At 69.3% G+C, this 15,110-nt stretch carries 16 protein-coding genes; all 16 read right to left on the bottom strand.

Annotation, left to right across the window (positions count from 1 at the left end):
* Nucleotide 1 precedes the first annotated feature (1 nt).
* Nucleotides 2–1,180, bottom strand: a complete 1,179-nt coding sequence (rimI, locus tag VFQ05_00610) for a ribosomal protein S18-alanine N-acetyltransferase (protein HET9325253.1) — start codon at nucleotides 1,178–1,180, stop codon at nucleotides 2–4.
* Nucleotides 1,177–1,671 (bottom strand): tRNA (adenosine(37)-N6)-threonylcarbamoyltransferase complex ATPase subunit type 1 TsaE, encoded by a 495-nt coding sequence (tsaE, locus tag VFQ05_00605; GenBank protein ID HET9325252.1) that lies wholly within the window; start codon nucleotides 1,669–1,671, stop codon nucleotides 1,177–1,179. The genes rimI and tsaE overlap by 4 nt, the downstream gene beginning before the upstream one ends.
* The gene (locus VFQ05_00600; protein ID HET9325251.1) at nucleotides 1,668–3,242 is read right to left on the bottom strand and encodes a response regulator; all 1,575 of its coding nucleotides are present in this window, start codon (nucleotides 3,240–3,242) and stop codon (nucleotides 1,668–1,670) included. Before VFQ05_00600 ends, tsaE begins: the two co-directional genes overlap by 4 nt.
* Before the next feature lie 74 nt (nucleotides 3,243–3,316).
* Nucleotides 3,317–4,636 (bottom strand): HAMP domain-containing sensor histidine kinase, encoded by a 1,320-nt coding sequence (locus VFQ05_00595; protein HET9325250.1) that lies wholly within the window; start codon nucleotides 4,634–4,636, stop codon nucleotides 3,317–3,319.
* Nucleotide 4,637: 1 nt separating this feature from the next.
* Nucleotides 4,638–5,918: a serine--tRNA ligase gene (serS, locus tag VFQ05_00590; GenBank protein ID HET9325249.1), complete on the bottom strand. Its 1,281-nt coding sequence runs from the start codon at nucleotides 5,916–5,918 to the stop codon at nucleotides 4,638–4,640.
* 10 nt (nucleotides 5,919–5,928) lie between these two features.
* A complete protein-coding gene (locus VFQ05_00585; protein ID HET9325248.1) occupies nucleotides 5,929–6,288 on the bottom strand; it encodes a tetratricopeptide repeat protein in 360 nt (119 codons plus the stop codon).
* Nucleotides 6,288–7,217, bottom strand: coding sequence for a hydroxymethylbilane synthase (gene hemC, locus VFQ05_00580; protein ID HET9325247.1), 930 nt, complete (start codon nucleotides 7,215–7,217; stop codon nucleotides 6,288–6,290). The genes VFQ05_00585 and hemC overlap by 1 nt, the downstream gene beginning before the upstream one ends.
* 13 nt (nucleotides 7,218–7,230) lie before the next feature.
* Complete coding sequence (gene rpsP / locus VFQ05_00575; GenBank protein ID HET9325246.1) at nucleotides 7,231–7,623, bottom strand: 30S ribosomal protein S16; 393 nt, start codon at nucleotides 7,621–7,623, stop codon at nucleotides 7,231–7,233.
* A gap of 63 nt (nucleotides 7,624–7,686) precedes the next feature.
* Nucleotides 7,687–9,015 (bottom strand): signal recognition particle protein, encoded by a 1,329-nt coding sequence (gene ffh, locus VFQ05_00570; GenBank protein HET9325245.1) that lies wholly within the window; start codon nucleotides 9,013–9,015, stop codon nucleotides 7,687–7,689.
* Nucleotides 9,016–9,169: 154 nt separating this feature from the next.
* Nucleotides 9,170–9,841: a ribulose-phosphate 3-epimerase gene (rpe, locus tag VFQ05_00565; protein HET9325244.1), complete on the bottom strand. Its 672-nt coding sequence runs from the start codon at nucleotides 9,839–9,841 to the stop codon at nucleotides 9,170–9,172.
* Nucleotides 9,838–10,767 carry a PASTA domain-containing protein gene (locus tag VFQ05_00560; GenBank protein ID HET9325243.1) on the bottom strand — a complete coding sequence of 310 codons (930 nt, stop codon included), beginning with the start codon at nucleotides 10,765–10,767 and terminating at the stop codon, nucleotides 9,838–9,840. The genes rpe and VFQ05_00560 overlap by 4 nt, the downstream gene beginning before the upstream one ends.
* Entirely contained in the window at nucleotides 10,764–12,224 is a 1,461-nt protein-coding gene (gene rsmB / locus VFQ05_00555) for a 16S rRNA (cytosine(967)-C(5))-methyltransferase RsmB (GenBank protein ID HET9325242.1), read from the bottom strand. Before rsmB ends, VFQ05_00560 begins: the two co-directional genes overlap by 4 nt.
* Nucleotides 12,221–13,174, bottom strand: coding sequence for a methionyl-tRNA formyltransferase (gene fmt / locus VFQ05_00550; protein ID HET9325241.1), 954 nt, complete (start codon nucleotides 13,172–13,174; stop codon nucleotides 12,221–12,223). The genes rsmB and fmt overlap by 4 nt, the downstream gene beginning before the upstream one ends.
* The gene (gene def / locus VFQ05_00545; protein HET9325240.1) at nucleotides 13,171–13,722 is read right to left on the bottom strand and encodes a peptide deformylase; all 552 of its coding nucleotides are present in this window, start codon (nucleotides 13,720–13,722) and stop codon (nucleotides 13,171–13,173) included. The genes fmt and def overlap by 4 nt, the downstream gene beginning before the upstream one ends.
* Nucleotides 13,723–13,735: 13 nt before the next feature.
* Complete coding sequence (gene yajC, locus VFQ05_00540) at nucleotides 13,736–14,077, bottom strand: preprotein translocase subunit YajC (GenBank protein ID HET9325239.1); 342 nt, start codon at nucleotides 14,075–14,077, stop codon at nucleotides 13,736–13,738.
* Nucleotides 14,078–14,130: 53 nt separating this feature from the next.
* A partial coding sequence (tgt, locus tag VFQ05_00535; protein ID HET9325238.1) for a tRNA guanosine(34) transglycosylase Tgt occupies nucleotides 14,131–15,110 on the bottom strand: 980 nt, incomplete at its 5' end.

Below are 15,110 nucleotides of genomic sequence, written 5' to 3'. Positions count from 1 at the left end.
GTCATGAGCCTCGGGGGGTTCTCCACTCCATCACGAGAGCATCCTCACCGCTGTCACGATAATACCCGCGTCGCAGGCCAACCATACGAAATCCATGGGCGCGGTAGAGTCCCTGCGCGGCGAAGTTGGAGACCCTCACCTCGAGTGTCAGGGATTCCACCTGGCGTCGACCGGCCTCCGCGAAAAGGTCTTCGAGCAGCACGCGCGCGACGCCGCGACGGCGCTGCTCGGGCACGACGGCGAGATTGCCGAGATGGCCGCTGCCGGAGCCCATCCATGCCAGGCTGTAGCCGGCGAGCGTACCGGCGCGCTCGGCCACCCGTGCATACACCAGGCGCTGGGACAGCTCTCCGATGAAGAACGACTCAGGCCAAGGATCGGTGAAGACGAGACGCTCGATCGCCGCGACGTCGTCGACGTCCTGGGCGGTCATCGGCCGCAGCGTGACGGGCTCGGCCGCGGAGACGCGATGGCGCACCCGCTCTTCGGCCTGTGCGGAGCGCACGTAGAGCGGCGTCGCTTCCTCCCCGGGCGCCGGAAGGCCGGCGGCCGGTCCGAGGCCGGACAGCGCGGCATCGGCGAGATCGCCCGCCGAGAGTCCTTCGAATCGCCAGCCGGAGGCGGTGGCGCCGGGAAACTCCGCTTCGAGCGCCTCGCGCCAGCGCGGCACGCCCGGCCCGACCAGCATCACACTCGGCAACGAGGTGGCGCGGCGGATCGCGGCGATGGCCGATACGGCTGCCGGCAGCCGCAGCACCTGGGGCGCGCCGACGAGCCGGCAGGAGCCGCGCGAATCGGAACGGAAGAACCCCGCGTAGGCTTCGTGCCGTCCGGCGGGCACGAGCGGCACCACCAGCGCGCGGCGCCGCGGCGCGCCATGCGCCAGCGCGGCCAGGGACGACGCGCCCTTCAGGCGCGCGCCGGACACCTGAGCCAGCGCCGATGCGGTCGCCAGCCCCACCCTCACGCCGGTGAACGAGCCGGGGCCGAGATCGGCCGCCACCCACTGGAGCTCGCCGGGCCGGACGCCGGATTTCTCGAGCGCGCGCCTCAGCAGTGCGACGAGACGCCGCGTGTGACCTTGTCCGACGACCTCCGTCTCCTGCGCGCGATCACCGGCTCCGTTGCGCACGACCACGTCGGCGCGCTCGGTCGCGCATTCGATCGACACGCCGATCATGCGCCCCTCGTCACCCGGTCGAGCGCGCGCCAGGCCTCGAGCAGTTGCCTGCCGCGCGGCCCCCGGCCGCGCGCGGTCAGATCGCGCGATGCCGGGCCGAGAATGCGAAAGGTGATCGCCAGTGCGTCTTCGTCCCACGCGGCGGGCAGACGCTCTCCCCACTCGACCGCGAGCACGGCGCGATCGCGCAGCTCCTCGAGACCGAGGCGGTCGGCTTCCCGCTCGCTCAGCCGGTAGAGGTCGACGTGCGCGAGAAGGACCCGGCCGTGCATCTCGTGGATCAGCCCGAACGACGGGCTGCGCACGCGTCCGCGCACGCCGAGCCCGCGCGCCAGGCCGGTCACGAAGCAGGTCTTGCCCGAGCCCAGAGGGCCATGGAGCAGAATCAGGTCGCCCGCCTGGAGCCCCGAGGCGAGCGCCGCGCCCCAACGCTCGGTCTCTTCCGGCGCCTCGCTGCGGCGGGAGACGCCTTCGGTCCCGGTCGTGCTCACGAGCGGCGCGGCAGCAGCGTCACGCGCGGCAGCACCATCTCCTCGATCGAGATGCCGCCGTGCTGGAACGAACCGCGGAACTGACGCTCGTACTCGTGGAAGCGCGTCGGGTAGACGAAGAAGAAGTCCTCACGCGCCAGGATGTAGTTCTTGTTCACAGAGTCGTCGGGGAGCTTGAACACTTTCGGGTCGCGAAGGATCACGGCTTCCTTCGGGTCGCAATTGAGGTTGAGACCGAACTTGTAACGCAGGTTGGTGGAGGTGTCGCGATTGCCGTGCACCTTGGAGGCGCGGCGCGCGAGCACCGCCCCGTGGTCGGTGGTCAGCACGATCGCGAAGCCCTGCTGGCCGAGGGCGCGCAGGATTTCGTACAGCGGGCTCCGGAGGAACCACGCTTTCATCACCGAGCGGAATGCGGCCTCGTCGGGAGCCAGCTCCTGAAGCAGCTCGTTCTCGGATCGTCCGTGGGCGAGGATGTCGAGGAAGTTGTAGACCAGCGCCACGAGACCGAGTCCGGCGAAGCCGCTCGACTGCTTGCGGGCCTGCTGCGCTTCGGCCGAGTCGTAGATCTTGAAATAGCGGATGGGTCGTGTCGGCCGCGCCTTGAGGCGGTCGAGCTGCAGCTCGAGCAGCTGGCGCTCGAAACGATTCTTGGAGCGCTCGTCTCCGCTCGTCTCCTGCCACAGATCGGGGTGGCGGCTGTGGAGCTCGGCGGGAAGCAGCCCGGAGAAGATGGCGTTGCGCGAATAGGGCGTGGCCGTGGGCAGGATCGAGCAGTAGTGCTCGCGCTGGATCTCGAAGTGCTCGGCCAGGAGCGGCTCGAGCGTCAGCCACTGATCGAGCCTCAGGCAGTCGATCACCACCAACGCCGTGCGCTCACCGCGCTTCAGCCGCGGCGCCACGGTCTGAGCGACGACGTCGGTCGAGAGCGGAGGCCGCTGGGCGTCCCCATGCACCCAGCCTCCGTACTGCGCTTCGATGAACCGCGAGAAATCGGCGTTGAGCGAGCGCCGGAAGTCCTGATGCGCCTGGGCCAGGCCCTGCTCGTCGGGCAGCTCGTCGAACAGCACGTCCCAGCGCGCCACGTCCACCGCGAGATCCACCCACTCCTGCCAGGTGAAGCGCCGGCGATCGAGATCCTGCCAGCGCCGCATGTCCCCGACGTAGTCGCGCGTGCGCGCCGTGTCCTGAATGCGGCTCGACTCGAGCACGCGCTTGAGCGCGAGCAGCACCTGGGAAGGATTCACCGGCTTGATGAGGTAGTCGCGGATGTGGCGCCCGATCGCCTCTTCCATCAGCGACTCTTCCTCGTTCTTCGTGACCAGGATCACCGGCACCGACACGTCGCGGGACTTGATGGCGTCCAGCGTGGCCAGGCCTCCGAGGCCGGGCATGTTCTCGTCGAGCAGCACGACGTCGAAGCGCGACCGCGTGAGGGCGGCGAGAGCATCCTCGCCGCTGCCGACCGGCGTGACGGCGAAGCCCTTCTGCTCGAGGAACTTGATGTGCGGCCGGAGGAGGTCGATCTCGTCGTCGGCCCACAGGATCTGGCGTCGCTGGTCGTCGGGCATTTCGGAAAGGGGCCGTTCAGTTCCGGCTTCTTGTACTGGTCAATGGGGTGCGGAACAACGCATGATACCCCGCTTCAGCCCGGCAGCACGATCGCGATGGTCGTGCCTTCGCCGGGCACGCTCTTCCGCACGGTGAGCTTGCCACCGTGGTACTCCTCGACCACGCGCCGCGCCAGCGCCAGTCCCAGTCCCCATCCCCGGGGCTTCGTGGTGTACCCCGGCTCGAAGGCGCGCCGCTGCTCCCTCGCGGTCATGCCCCTTCCGTTGTCGCGCACCATGATTTCCGCGCCCCCGCCCTCGCGCGGAGCGACCGACACCTCGATCTGTCCGGGGCGCTTGTCGAGCGCGGTGATGGCGTTGGCGATGAGGTTCTCGATCGCCCATTCGAGCAGCTCGCGGCTGCACGGGAGCGGCGTGGTCTGCTCGATGCGCTCGGTCATGGTGACGTCGCCTTCCTCGCGAGGGATGCGCCTCCGCATGTATTCGGCGACCCTTTGGACCAGGGCCGAGACATCGAGCGGCTCGAGACGCGGCGAAGAGCCCACGTGGCTGAAGCGCTGGGCCACTTTGTTGAGGCGGTCCACGTCGCGCTCCATCTCCTCCAGAGTCTCCGTCAGCTCGGCGCGCGGGACGGGCTCGGCGCCCGCCGTCTCGTCCATGCGCGCACGCAGCAGCTCGACCCAGCCCATCAGCGACGACAGCGGCGTCCCGAGCTGGTGGGCGGTCTCGAGCGCCATGCCGACCCAGATGTTGCGGCGCTCGTTGCGGCGCATGGTCTCGAGTCCCCACAGCCCCACGCCGATCAGGGCCACCATGCCGCCGACGGTGACATAGGGCATCCAGCGCAGCCGCTCGAGCAACGGCGGATCGCCGTAGTGGAGCCGTCCGAGCGACACGCGGGTGACCGGCTGGGTCATCGGGATGGGCGGGTGCTTCCGGTCGAGCTCGCCGATCTTGGCGTAGAGGCGATCCACCCGCGCGCGGATCACGGGGGCGATGGGCTTTCCCAGAGCGAGGCTGTCGAGCGACGCGTCGGGAATCAGCGCGGGATCGAGCTCCACCAGACGCCAGGCCCGAGGAACTCCGCGCTCATCGGCGATCACCATCGGAAAGTCGATTCCGCGGATCACGCCCGACAGAATCGCCTGCAGCTCCGGATCACGCGTGGCGGGGAAGCTGGCCTGTGCGCACAACCTCGCGAGCAGCTCGGAGGACGCCGACACCTGGTCGCTCAACCGGCGCACCATCCAGTTGGTGAACACGAACACGCCGCCCAGCATCACCAGGCTGGCCAGGAAGAGCGTGACCCTGAAGAGCTCGGAGCGCGACCGCTGGCGGTGGATGTCGCGGGGACGTCCGGGTCTCGCGCGCGTGGAGGGAGCGCCGGCGGTCACGTCAGACTTCCGGCGTCAGCTCCTCGAGACCGTCCAGATAGGGCCGCAGAGCCGCCGGGATCCGCACGGTGCCGCGCTCGGTCTGGTGGTTCTCGAGCAAGCTCGCGAAGGTGCGGGGCAGCGCGACGCCCGAGGCGTTGAGGGTATGCGGGTGCTCGGCCTTGGCCGCGGGCTCGCGACGGAAGCGCATGGCCATCCGGCGGGCCTGGAAGTCCTCGAAGTTGCTGCACGACGAGCACTCGAGCCACTGCCCGACTCCGGGCGCCCACACCTCGAAGTCATAGCATTTGGCGGCCGCGAAGCTCAGGTCACCGCTGCACAGCAGCATGACGCGATACGGCAGCTCGAGCGCCTCGAACACATCGGCCACGTCCCGCGCCAGCGACTCGTGCTCGTCGTAGCTCTTCTCCGGCGCCACGATCTTCACCAGCTCGACCTTGTCGAATTGGTGGACACGCACCATGCCGCGCGTGTCGCGGCCCGCCGCGCCCGCCTCGCGACGATAGGAGGCGCAGTAGGCCGTGAGATAGAGCGGGAGCTTGCCGGGCTCGATGATCTCGTCGCGATAGATGTTGGTGACCGGCACCTCGGCGGTCGGGTTCAGGAACAGGTCGTCCTCCCCGATCAGGTACATCTCGGACTCGAGCTTCGGCAGCTGTCCGGTTCCGAACAGCGACGCGCGGCGCACCACGTGCGGCGGCGACACCTCGAGGTAGCCGTGACTCCGGACGTGGAAGTCGAGCATGAACTGGATGAGCGCGCGCTCGAGCTTCGCACCGCGCCCGGTGAAGAGCAGGAAGCCCGACCCCGAGATCTTCGCCGCGCGCTCGAAGTCGAGCAGCCCGAGCGAGGTGGCCAGGTCCCAGTGCGGCTTGGGCTCGAAATCGAAGCGCTTCTTCTCGCCCCACGTGCGCACCACCTGGTTCTGCTCCGCCCCGCTTCCCGGAGGCACCGAGGCATGCGGGAGATTCGGAATCCATGCCGCCAGGGTCTCGCTCTCCTCCTCGAGACGCTTGAGCTCGGCGTCGAGTCCCTTGATGCGGTCGCCGACGTCGCGCATGGCCTTGATGTCGTCGGCGGCGTCCTCGCCTCGGCGCTTGCGCTCGGCAATCGCCTCGCTGGCGGCGTTGCGTCGCGCCTTGAGCTGCTCGGTCTCGTGCAGGACCGCGAGACGGCGCGCCTCCACCTCGTAGAAGCGGCCGAGGTCGACGGCCATTCCCTTCAAGGCCACGCCGGCCTCGACTTTCTCGCGGTTCTGTCTCAGGAACTTGAGATCGAGCATCGACGTCCCCTTACGGCGTCGGCGGTGACGCGCCCGGCGCGTTCGCCTGCTGGGTCAGCTCGCGGGCCTTGGTGTAAGCCCGCCGCGCTTCCTCGTCCTTGCCGAGCTTGGTGAGGGCCATCCCCATGCCGTAATAGGCCGCCGGATCGTCGGGTTTCACCACCGCCGCGGCCGCATAGCGTCGCGCCGCGAGCCCGAAGTTCCCCGCGCGATACGCCTCGTTCCCGGCATCGATCAACGCCTGAGAGCGTTGCTGAGGCGGCCCACCCGTATTGGACTCGGGGCTCTTCGAGCAACCCAGGATCGCGAGCATCCCGCACAGCGCCGCGGCGCAGATCGCGAGCCGGCGCCGCGCCGTTCGGCACGGCATCATTCGGTCTCTTCGCCCGCCAGGGCTTCGAGGATCTCGTGCGCTCCACGCTCCAGCATCCGCACCGCCAGCTTCGCCCCGATCGCTTCGGCGCTGGCCGCCGGACCCTCGGCCTCGTCGCGCACGACCTCGAGGCCGTCGAGGCTCACGACCACGGCCTCGATCACCAGCCGGCCGTCGACCACGTTGGCCAAAGCACCACCCGGGAAGTCCTCGTGATCGCCGAGCTCCGAGAGCCAGGCGCGCTCGGCGATCACGGCCCCGTGCGACGAGGCGTCGTTGAGCGAGCGCACCGCCGAGATGACGTCCTTGCGGTCGGCGAGCACCTCGAGCGCGAGCGCGCCCTGCCCCACCTCGGGAACGCACACCTCGGTGGTGAAGATCTCGCTGACGCGCTCGTACCAGCCCAAGCGCTCGGCGTCCGTCGCGGCCATCACCAGGCCTTCGAAGTCTCCGTTCTCGAGCTGCTGCAGGTGCGTCTCGAGGTTGCCGCGCGCCGAGACGGCGCGAAGGTCCTCGCGGTACGCGAGCATCTGCGAGCGGCGCGCGGCGCTCGAGGCGCCGATCCGCTCACCGCCGTCCAGCTCGTCGAGGATGCGGCCGTCCTTGGTCAGGAGCACGTCGAACGGGTGGCGGCGCCGCGGCACTGCGGCGAGCACGATGGCGTCCGGCCGCACGCGCGGAACGTCGGGCAGGTCGTGAAGCGCGGCGTCGATCTTCCCCGTCGTGAGCGCGCGATCCAGCTCGGACGTGAAGCCCCCGGCGCGCGGGGGCGCGTCGTGGACGTGGTCCCCCGAGCCCGCGACACGCACGATCTCCACCTCGAGGCTCGGGTGCGCCTGCTCCAGCGCATGCTGGACCTCGTGAGCCAGCGCGGCGGCGAGCCGGCCGCTGCGCACGCCGATGCGGAGCTTGGCGGGGAGCGTCATCTGTCGGCCCCGGCTAGGCCTTCTTCGCGGTCTTCTTGGCGGCGCGAGCGGCTTTGTTGCGCGTCTTCCGCTCGGAGGGCTTGCGCTGCACCTTCCGCTTGGCCTTGGCTTCCGTCTTCTTCGCCTTCGGCTTCGGCTCGGTGCTCGCCGCCTGCGGCGCGGGCTTGCTGATGCCGAGCGAGCGCAGCAGCGAAGCGGCCTGCTCCGATGGCTGCGCGCCGCGCGTCAACCAGCGCTCGACCTTGTCCTTGTGGATCACGAGCTCGTAGGGCTGCGCCAGCGGATTGTAGTGCCCGAGAATCTCCAGGAACCGGCCGTCGCGCTGACGACGCGAGTCGGCCACCACCATGCGATAGGCCGGGCGCTTCTTGGCGCCCATGCGCATCATGCGAATCACCACTGCCATGTCGACTCCTCGTGCAAGGGAGCCCTCTGGGGCGGCTCCCTGGGTGAACGGCGGGTTAGGCCGTCAGCGCCCCCCGCGCTTGAGCCCGGCGAATCCGCGCGGGCCGTGACGCATGCGCTTGACCATGGTCCGGGCCTGATCGAAGTCCCGGAGCAGTTGATTGACCTCGGGAACGCTGGTGCCGCTGCCTGACGCGATTCGCCTCCGGCGGCTGCCGTCGATGATCCGCGGGCGCAACCGTTCGCCCGGGGTCATGCTCGACAAGATCGCCTCGAAGCGTTTGAGCCTCTTCGTGTCGGGCGCCGCCTGCTGCAGCGCGGCTTTGGGAAGGCCGGGGATCATCTTGAGCAGCTCCTCGACCGGTCCCATCTTCTGGAGCTGACGCAGCTGCTCCAGGAAGTCCTCCAAGTTGAGCTCCGACTTGCGGAGCCTCTCCGCCTGGCGTGCCGCCTCTTTCTCGTCGAAGGCCTCGCGCACGCGCTCGACGAGCCCCACCACGTCGCCCATGCCGAGGATGCGGCCGGCCAGCCGCGAAGGATCGAAAGGCTCGAGGCCGTCGAGCTTCTCGCCGACGCCGAGGAACAGGATCGGCTTGCCGGTCGCGGCGCGCAGCGACAAGGCCGCGCCGCCGCGCGCGTCGCCGTCCATCTTGGTGATCACCAGCCCATCGATCCCGATCCGCTCCGCGAATGTCTTGCCGATACGCACCGCTTCCTGTCCGGTCATGCCGTCGAGCACGAGCAGCACCTGATGGGCGCGCACCTCACGCTTGAGCGCCTGCAGCTCGTCCATCAGCTCGTCGTCGATGTGGAGACGTCCGGCCGTGTCGAGCAGCAGGAAGTCGAATCCGCGGCGCCGCGCTTCGTCGAGCCCCTGGCGCGCGATCTCGACCGGCGGCGTGCCCTCGGCCGCCCGCCACGAGGCCTGTCCCGCTCCCTGCGCGACGCGCGAGAGCTGATCGATGGCCGCGGGACGGTAGACGTCGGCACTGACCAGCAGCGAGCGCTTGTCCCGCTGGCCGAGCCAGCGCGCGAGCTTGCCGGCGAACGTGGTCTTGCCCGAGCCCTGGAGACCGGCCAGCAGCACCACCGTCGGCAGATGCGGTGAGCCGGCGAGCGTGACCGGGGTCCGGCCCAGAAGCTTGATCAGCTCCTCGTGGACGATGCCCACGACCTGCTGGCCGGGCGTCAGGCTCCTGAGCACGTCCTCGCCCACGGCCCGCGCCTCCACCGCAGACACAAAGTCTTTGGCCACAGAAAGTTGAACGTCCGCCTCGAGCAAGGCGCGACGCACTTCCCGGAGGCTGTCACGGACATTGTCGGGAGTCAGGCGCCCTTGGCCACGGAGGTGTTTGAAGACGCCTTCCAGCCGACTGGAGAGCGCTTCGAACACGGAACCCCCAATCGTCAGAAGTGCGGCACATTAGCACAGCAACGTGGGCCGCAGAAGGATCGGCGATCGGGAGACGAGAGCCGTCCAACCTCCCTTTGTAATTCCTTACTGTCCCCGGGGACAGTAAGAAGTTACAAGACTGACCTGTTTGAGCTCATCTCACCGCGTCGCGAAGCGTGGCCAGGGCGATCTGGGGATTGGCTTGCCGGTAGATCGCATGGCCGGCGACGAAGATCTCGGCGCCCGCCCCGCGCGCGACCTTGGCGGTGTCCGGCGCGATGCCGCCGTCGACCTCGATCAGATACCGCGCGGCATGCTGCTCACGCCAGGCCACGGCTTCCTTCACCTTCGGCATCATGTCGGACATGAAGGCCTGGCCGCCGAATCCCGGCTCGACGGTCATGAGGAGCAGCAGGTCGAGATCCCCGAGATGCGGCTCGGCCGCGGCGAGCGGGGTGCCGGGCTTGAGCGCGAGCCCGATGCGCGCGCCGCTCTCCTTCACCGCGGCGAGCGTGGCGGCGAGGTCCTCGCAGGCTTCGAGGTGAATCGTGATCCCGTCGGCGCCGGCCTTGCGGAACGCCGGCACCAGCTTCCCCGGCTCTTCGATCATCAGGTGCACGTCGAGGTAGCCGCGGGACAGCTTGCGCACGGCGTCGATCACGATCGGCCCGAACGTGAGGTTCGGCACGAAGTGGTTGTCCATCACGTCGCAGTGGATCCAGTCGCGCTCGGGATCGACGAGCGCGAGATCGGTCTGCAGCCGGGAGAAATCGGCGGAGAGGATCGAAGGGGCGACGATGGGTGGCGTGAGCGGATGTGCGCTCATCGGATCACCCTTCCTGTGGCCTGGAGCAGGATCTCGTTGGCGCGGGTGATGCGGACGCCGGGCGCGGGACGCTGAGCGGTCACCGTGCCCACGTTTGCCGTTCCGGTCAGGCCGACCTTGAAGCCGAGCGACTCGAGCTGACGGCGCACGCCTCCGATCTCGCGGCCCATCAGGTCCGGCATTACGAAGCTCTCCTCCTTGGCGCCGGTCGACACCAGCAGGTTCACCGGACTCCCCTGGGGCAGCACGCTCTCCGGTCCGGGATCGGAGCCGATGACGAGGTCCTGGCCCACGTCGTCGCTCGGGGCACGTGCGATCGCGCCGACTCGAAGCCCGGCGCTCTTCAGCAGCTGCTCGGCGCTCCGCTGCGACTCGCCGGAGAGCTCGGGCACCGAGCTGAACTCCTCTCCCAGGCTCACGACCACCGACACGCGACGGTTTCCTCGCACGTCGGTGCCGGGCAGGGGGTCCTGACTGAGCACGAAGCCCGGCGGCACCACCGGATCGAAGCGCTCGCCGGCGCGCGACACCTGGAGATTGAGAGGTCGCAGCGCCTGCTCCGCCTGATCGAGCGTGAGGTTGCGGACGTCGGGCACCTCGACCTCGTTGATCCCGTGGATCAGGCGCGGCATCACCAGGCTGTTGAAGACCATCAGGCCGGTGATGAACGCGACGAGCGCGAGCGCCATCATGAACAGGAATCCGAAGCGCCCGTGACGCGCGGGGCGCCTGGGCGCCATGTCCTTGGGAGCGGCCGGAGAAGGGGCGGACTCCGCAGCCTCTCCGTTGGCGCCCGCGGGAGGTGCTTCGGGCTCGAGCTCGGTTTCGGGCGGCGCGGGGAATGGCGAGACCGGCTGCACACTCACCGGCTCCGGCTCGGTCTCCGGCCGCTCGTAGCGGTTGCGGAGCCTGCGGCGAGTCGTCATGTCTTGCGGAACCGCGCGGCGAACGCGCCATCGCAGCCGTGGACGTGCGGCAGCACGCGCATGAATCCGTGCTCGTCCACCACTTCGGCGGGCAGCACGCCTTCGGCGCTCTCGAGCAGGAAGCCGGGATTGTCGTCGAGGAACTGCTCGACCAGCTCGGTGGTCTCTTCCGGCTCGAACGAACACACGCTGTAGACCAGCACGCCGCCCGGTCGGGCGTGGCGGCCGCCGGCGGCGAGCAGCTCGAGCTGAAGCGGCGGCATCTCGTCGAGGATCTCGGGACCTTTGCGCCAGCGCGCGTCCGCACGGCGGCCGAGCACACCGAGACCCGAGCACGGCGCGTCGACCAGCACGCGATCGAACGGCATCGGGAAGGGATAGTTGCGTCCGTCCCCGCGCACCACGTGCACGGAGTGGACGCCGAGACGGCGCACCGTGGCTTCGAGCGCCGCCACCCTGCCCTCCACGCGGTCCATGGCCCAAACCTCGCCCTCGTCGCCCATGCGCTCGGCCATGTGCGTGCACTTGCCGCCGGGCGCCGCACAGAGATCCAGCAGGCGCTCGTGGGTCTGCGGCGCCATCAATCCGGTCACCAGCGCCTCGCTCTCGTCCTGCGCGGTGCACAATCCGTCGCGCAGCTCGGCGAGGCGAGAGAGCGGCACGCCATTGCTGAGCCACACCAGCTCCGGCGCGAGCTTCCCGGGCACCGCTTCGTGACCTTCGGCGAGCAGGCGCTGGATGAGCGACTCGCGGGTCCCGCGCAGGACGTTGACGCGCAGCCCGATCCGCGAGGCCTGGTTGTTGGCCATCAGCAGTGCGCGCGCCGCCTCGAGACCGAAGCGTGCGAGCCAGCGCTCGACCAGCCACCGGGGATGCGAGCCCCACACCGAGAGCGATTCGACGTCATCGCCCTGCGGCACTTCGAGCGTGGCCTTCTCCTCGACCAGCCGGCGCAGCACGCTGTTCACGAGGCCCGCCGAGCCGGGGTGCCCGAACTGATTGGCGAGCTTCACCGATTCGTCGACCGCGGCATGAGGCGGCACACGATCCAGGAAGAGCACCTGGTAGGCGCCGAGACGCAGCACGTTCTTGATCCAGGGCTGGAGCTGCGAGAGACCGACGTGGACCCGCTGGTCGAGCGCCCAGTCGATGCGCCCGCGCCAGCGCAGCGTGCCCTTCACCAGCTCGTGGAGCAGCGCCTGATCGCGCGGGTCAGAGCCCGCCGCGGCGTGCGCGCCGTCGAGCAGCCGATCGCTGAACGCGCTGCGGGTGTCGACCGCGTGCAGCACCTTGAGCGCCGCTTCGCGAGGATTCTGGGGAAGCGCCGCTTCATTGTCCTCGTCGATCGGCAGCCCCGCGGGTCGCGGCGGAGCGCCGCGGCGGCCGGGATTCCGAGGACGACCGCCGGGACGCCCGCCGGGGCGCCGCCCGCCGGGGCGACGGGGACGGCCGTTCACGCGGGCACCTCCACGCCGAAGCGTTCGCCGAGCGTGGGACGCGCGCCGCGCGCCCATGCGGCGCCCGACATCTCGCCGCGACCTTCGGGCTTGAGCGCGAGCACCTGCAACGCACCCGATCCACACGCCACTCCCACGCCTTCGCCGAACGTGCCGAGGAACGTGCCGGGAGGCGAGCCGGCATCCAGCCGATGCCACGGCCGCGTGCGAGTGAGCAGCACGGGCTTGCCGCGAAGCCGCGTGCTTGCGCCGGGCCACGGCGTCACGGCGCGCTGGCGGTTCCAGACCGTCTCGACATCGAGGCTCCAGTCCACGATTCCATCTCCCTTGGTGAGCTTCCGCGCGTAGCTTCCGGCTTTCGCATCCTGGGGCATGCGCGCCGAGCCGCCGGACATGGCACTCAGCAGGCTCTCGACCAGGAGCGGCGCGCCGAGCATGGCCAGCCGTTTCGCGAGCGACTCGGCATCGTCCTCGGCGTGGATCGGCTCCCAGCGCTGGAGGATGAGATCGCCCGTGTCGATGCCCTCGTCCATCCATAAGGTGGTCACGCCGGTGGCGAGGCACCCATCCCACAACGCCTGCTGGACCGGCGACGCGCCGCGATACGCCGGCAGGAGCGACCCATGCAGATTGATGCTGCCGAGCTTCGGAACCGCCAGCAGCTCCCGCGTCAGGATCGAGCCGAACGCGACGACCGCGAAGAAGTCCGGCTCCAGCGCTCGCAGCTCGGCGAGCGTGCCGCTCTCGGAAGGCCGAGCCGACTTGATGACGCGGAGCGACAGGGCGCCGGCCGCGGCCGCGATCTCGGATTCGCCCACCGCGCGGCCCCGGCCGCGCGGCTGATCGGGGCGCGTCACCACGAGGGCGACATCGCATGCCGAGGCCACCGCCTGAAGGGAGGGCACCGCGAACTCCGGGGTGCCCATGAAGACCACTCGTGGCCGGCTCACCGCGAGTCTCCGCCGAGCTGCTCGTAACCCTCGGGCATCTCGCCGCGAGCCAGCGCTTCCAGCGAACGACGCAGGAACTGGCGGCGCAGCGGCGAAAGACGGTCGGTGAACAGCACCCCATCGAGATGGTCGACTTCGTGCTGGACGATGCGCGCCAGGTATCCCTCGGCGACGAACTCCAGTGGCCTGCCCTGCGGATCCTGCGCCTGCACCTTCACCTGCTGCGCGCGCTTGACGTCGTCGTAGACGCCGGGGATCGAGAGACACCCTTCCTCTTCGACCTGCTGTCCCGAAGCCTCGGAGAGCCGCGGGTTCACCAACGCCAGCCGTTGCGATGCGGCACCCTCCTCCTCGGGCGGCACCTCGATCACCAGCACCCGCTGCGGGATGCCGACCTGGTTGCCGGCCAGCCCCACGCCACGATAGGCGCGCATGGTCTCGAACATGTCCTCGACCAGCCTCGCGAGGGGCTCGTCGAACGTGTCGATGGGCCGCGCCTTCTCGCGCAGCACCGGATCGCCGTAGATCCGGACGGGTCGGATCGCCATCAGCGCGTCTGCCTCACTTGGCCTTGGTCGTCTCTTCGCCGAGCACCTGGACCACGGCGCTCTTGGTGAAGTCGACCCGCACGTCATCGGCGATCTTGAGCGTGACCTTGCTGTCTTCCAGTCCCACCACCGTACCGATGATCCCGCCGGTCGTCACCACGCGATTGCCCTTCTTCAGATTGCCCAGCATCTCGTTGAGCTTCTTCTGGCGCTGTTGCTGCGGGCGAATGAGGAGCAGGTAGAGGATGAGAAAGATCGGCACGAACTGCAGGAGCTGGAACAGCAGCGCCATGTTCGCGTCGTAAGGCTTCCCGCTCGGGGCGCCGGCCTGGGCCAGGGCGTCGGTCCACCACATCGTTTCACTCTCCTCGCCGGCCTTGCCGGGCCGGCCGCTAGGGTCCGGCGTGCCTACGCCGGTGCGACCAGGGTCTCTCCGCTCTCGAAACGGCTCATGAACGCCCGGCGGAACTCGGCGAAGCCGCCCTTCAGGACGGCCTCACGCGCGCGCCGCGCGAGCTGCACCATCTGCGTGACCGCGTGGATCGAAGCCAGCCGCATGGCCAGGGTTTCGCCCGCCGTGAACAGATGCCGCAGGTATGCCCGGCTGAAGCGCCGGCAGGTGTAGCAGTCACAATCGGGATCGAGCGGCCGCGGATCGTTGGCGTAAGCGGCGTTCTTCACCACCAGGCGCCCGGTGGACGTGAACACCGTTCCGCGCCGCGCGTTGCGGGTGGGCAGAACGCAGTCGAACATGTCCACTCCGCGTGCGACCGCTTCGAGGACATCCACCGGATGGCCCACCCCCATCAGATAGCGGGGCTGGTTCTCGGGAAAGATCCGGCAGTCGTGCTCCACCATCTCCATCGACAACGTCTTGCTCTCACCGACCCACAGGCCCCCGAGGGCATAGCCATCGAACGGCATGGCGGCCAGGCCTTCGAAGCAGCGCCGCCGCTCGGCGGCGTGCACCCCGCCCTGGTTGATCCCGAACAGCGCCATCGTGCCCGAGCCTTCCTGCTTCAGCCGCTCGCGCTCGACGAGGCCGCGACGCGCCCAGTCGAGCGTCCGGTCGACCGCGCGCTTCACGTCCGCCGGCTCGGTTTCCAGATCCACGAGCTCGTCGAGCGACATGGCCACGTCGGTTCCGAGCCCGTCCTGGATGCGAATCGCGTCTTCGGGCGTCAGCAGGTGTCGGCTCCCGTCGAGATGTGAACGAAACTCCACGCCCTGATCCGCGACCTTGCGCAGCTCGGCCAGGCTCAGCACCTGAAAGCCTCCGCTGTCGGTCAGGATCGCTCCATTCCACCCCATGAAACGGTGCAGCCCTCCCATTCGACGCACGGTCTCGAGGCCCGGTCTCAAGTACAGGTGATAGGTGTTGGCGAGCA

The sequence above is a fragment of the Candidatus Eisenbacteria bacterium genome, assembly GCA_035712145.1.
Lineage (GTDB): Bacteria > Eisenbacteria > RBG-16-71-46 > RBG-16-71-46 > RBG-16-71-46 > DASTBI01.
This window is presented reverse-complemented; position numbering and strand designations above follow the sequence as displayed.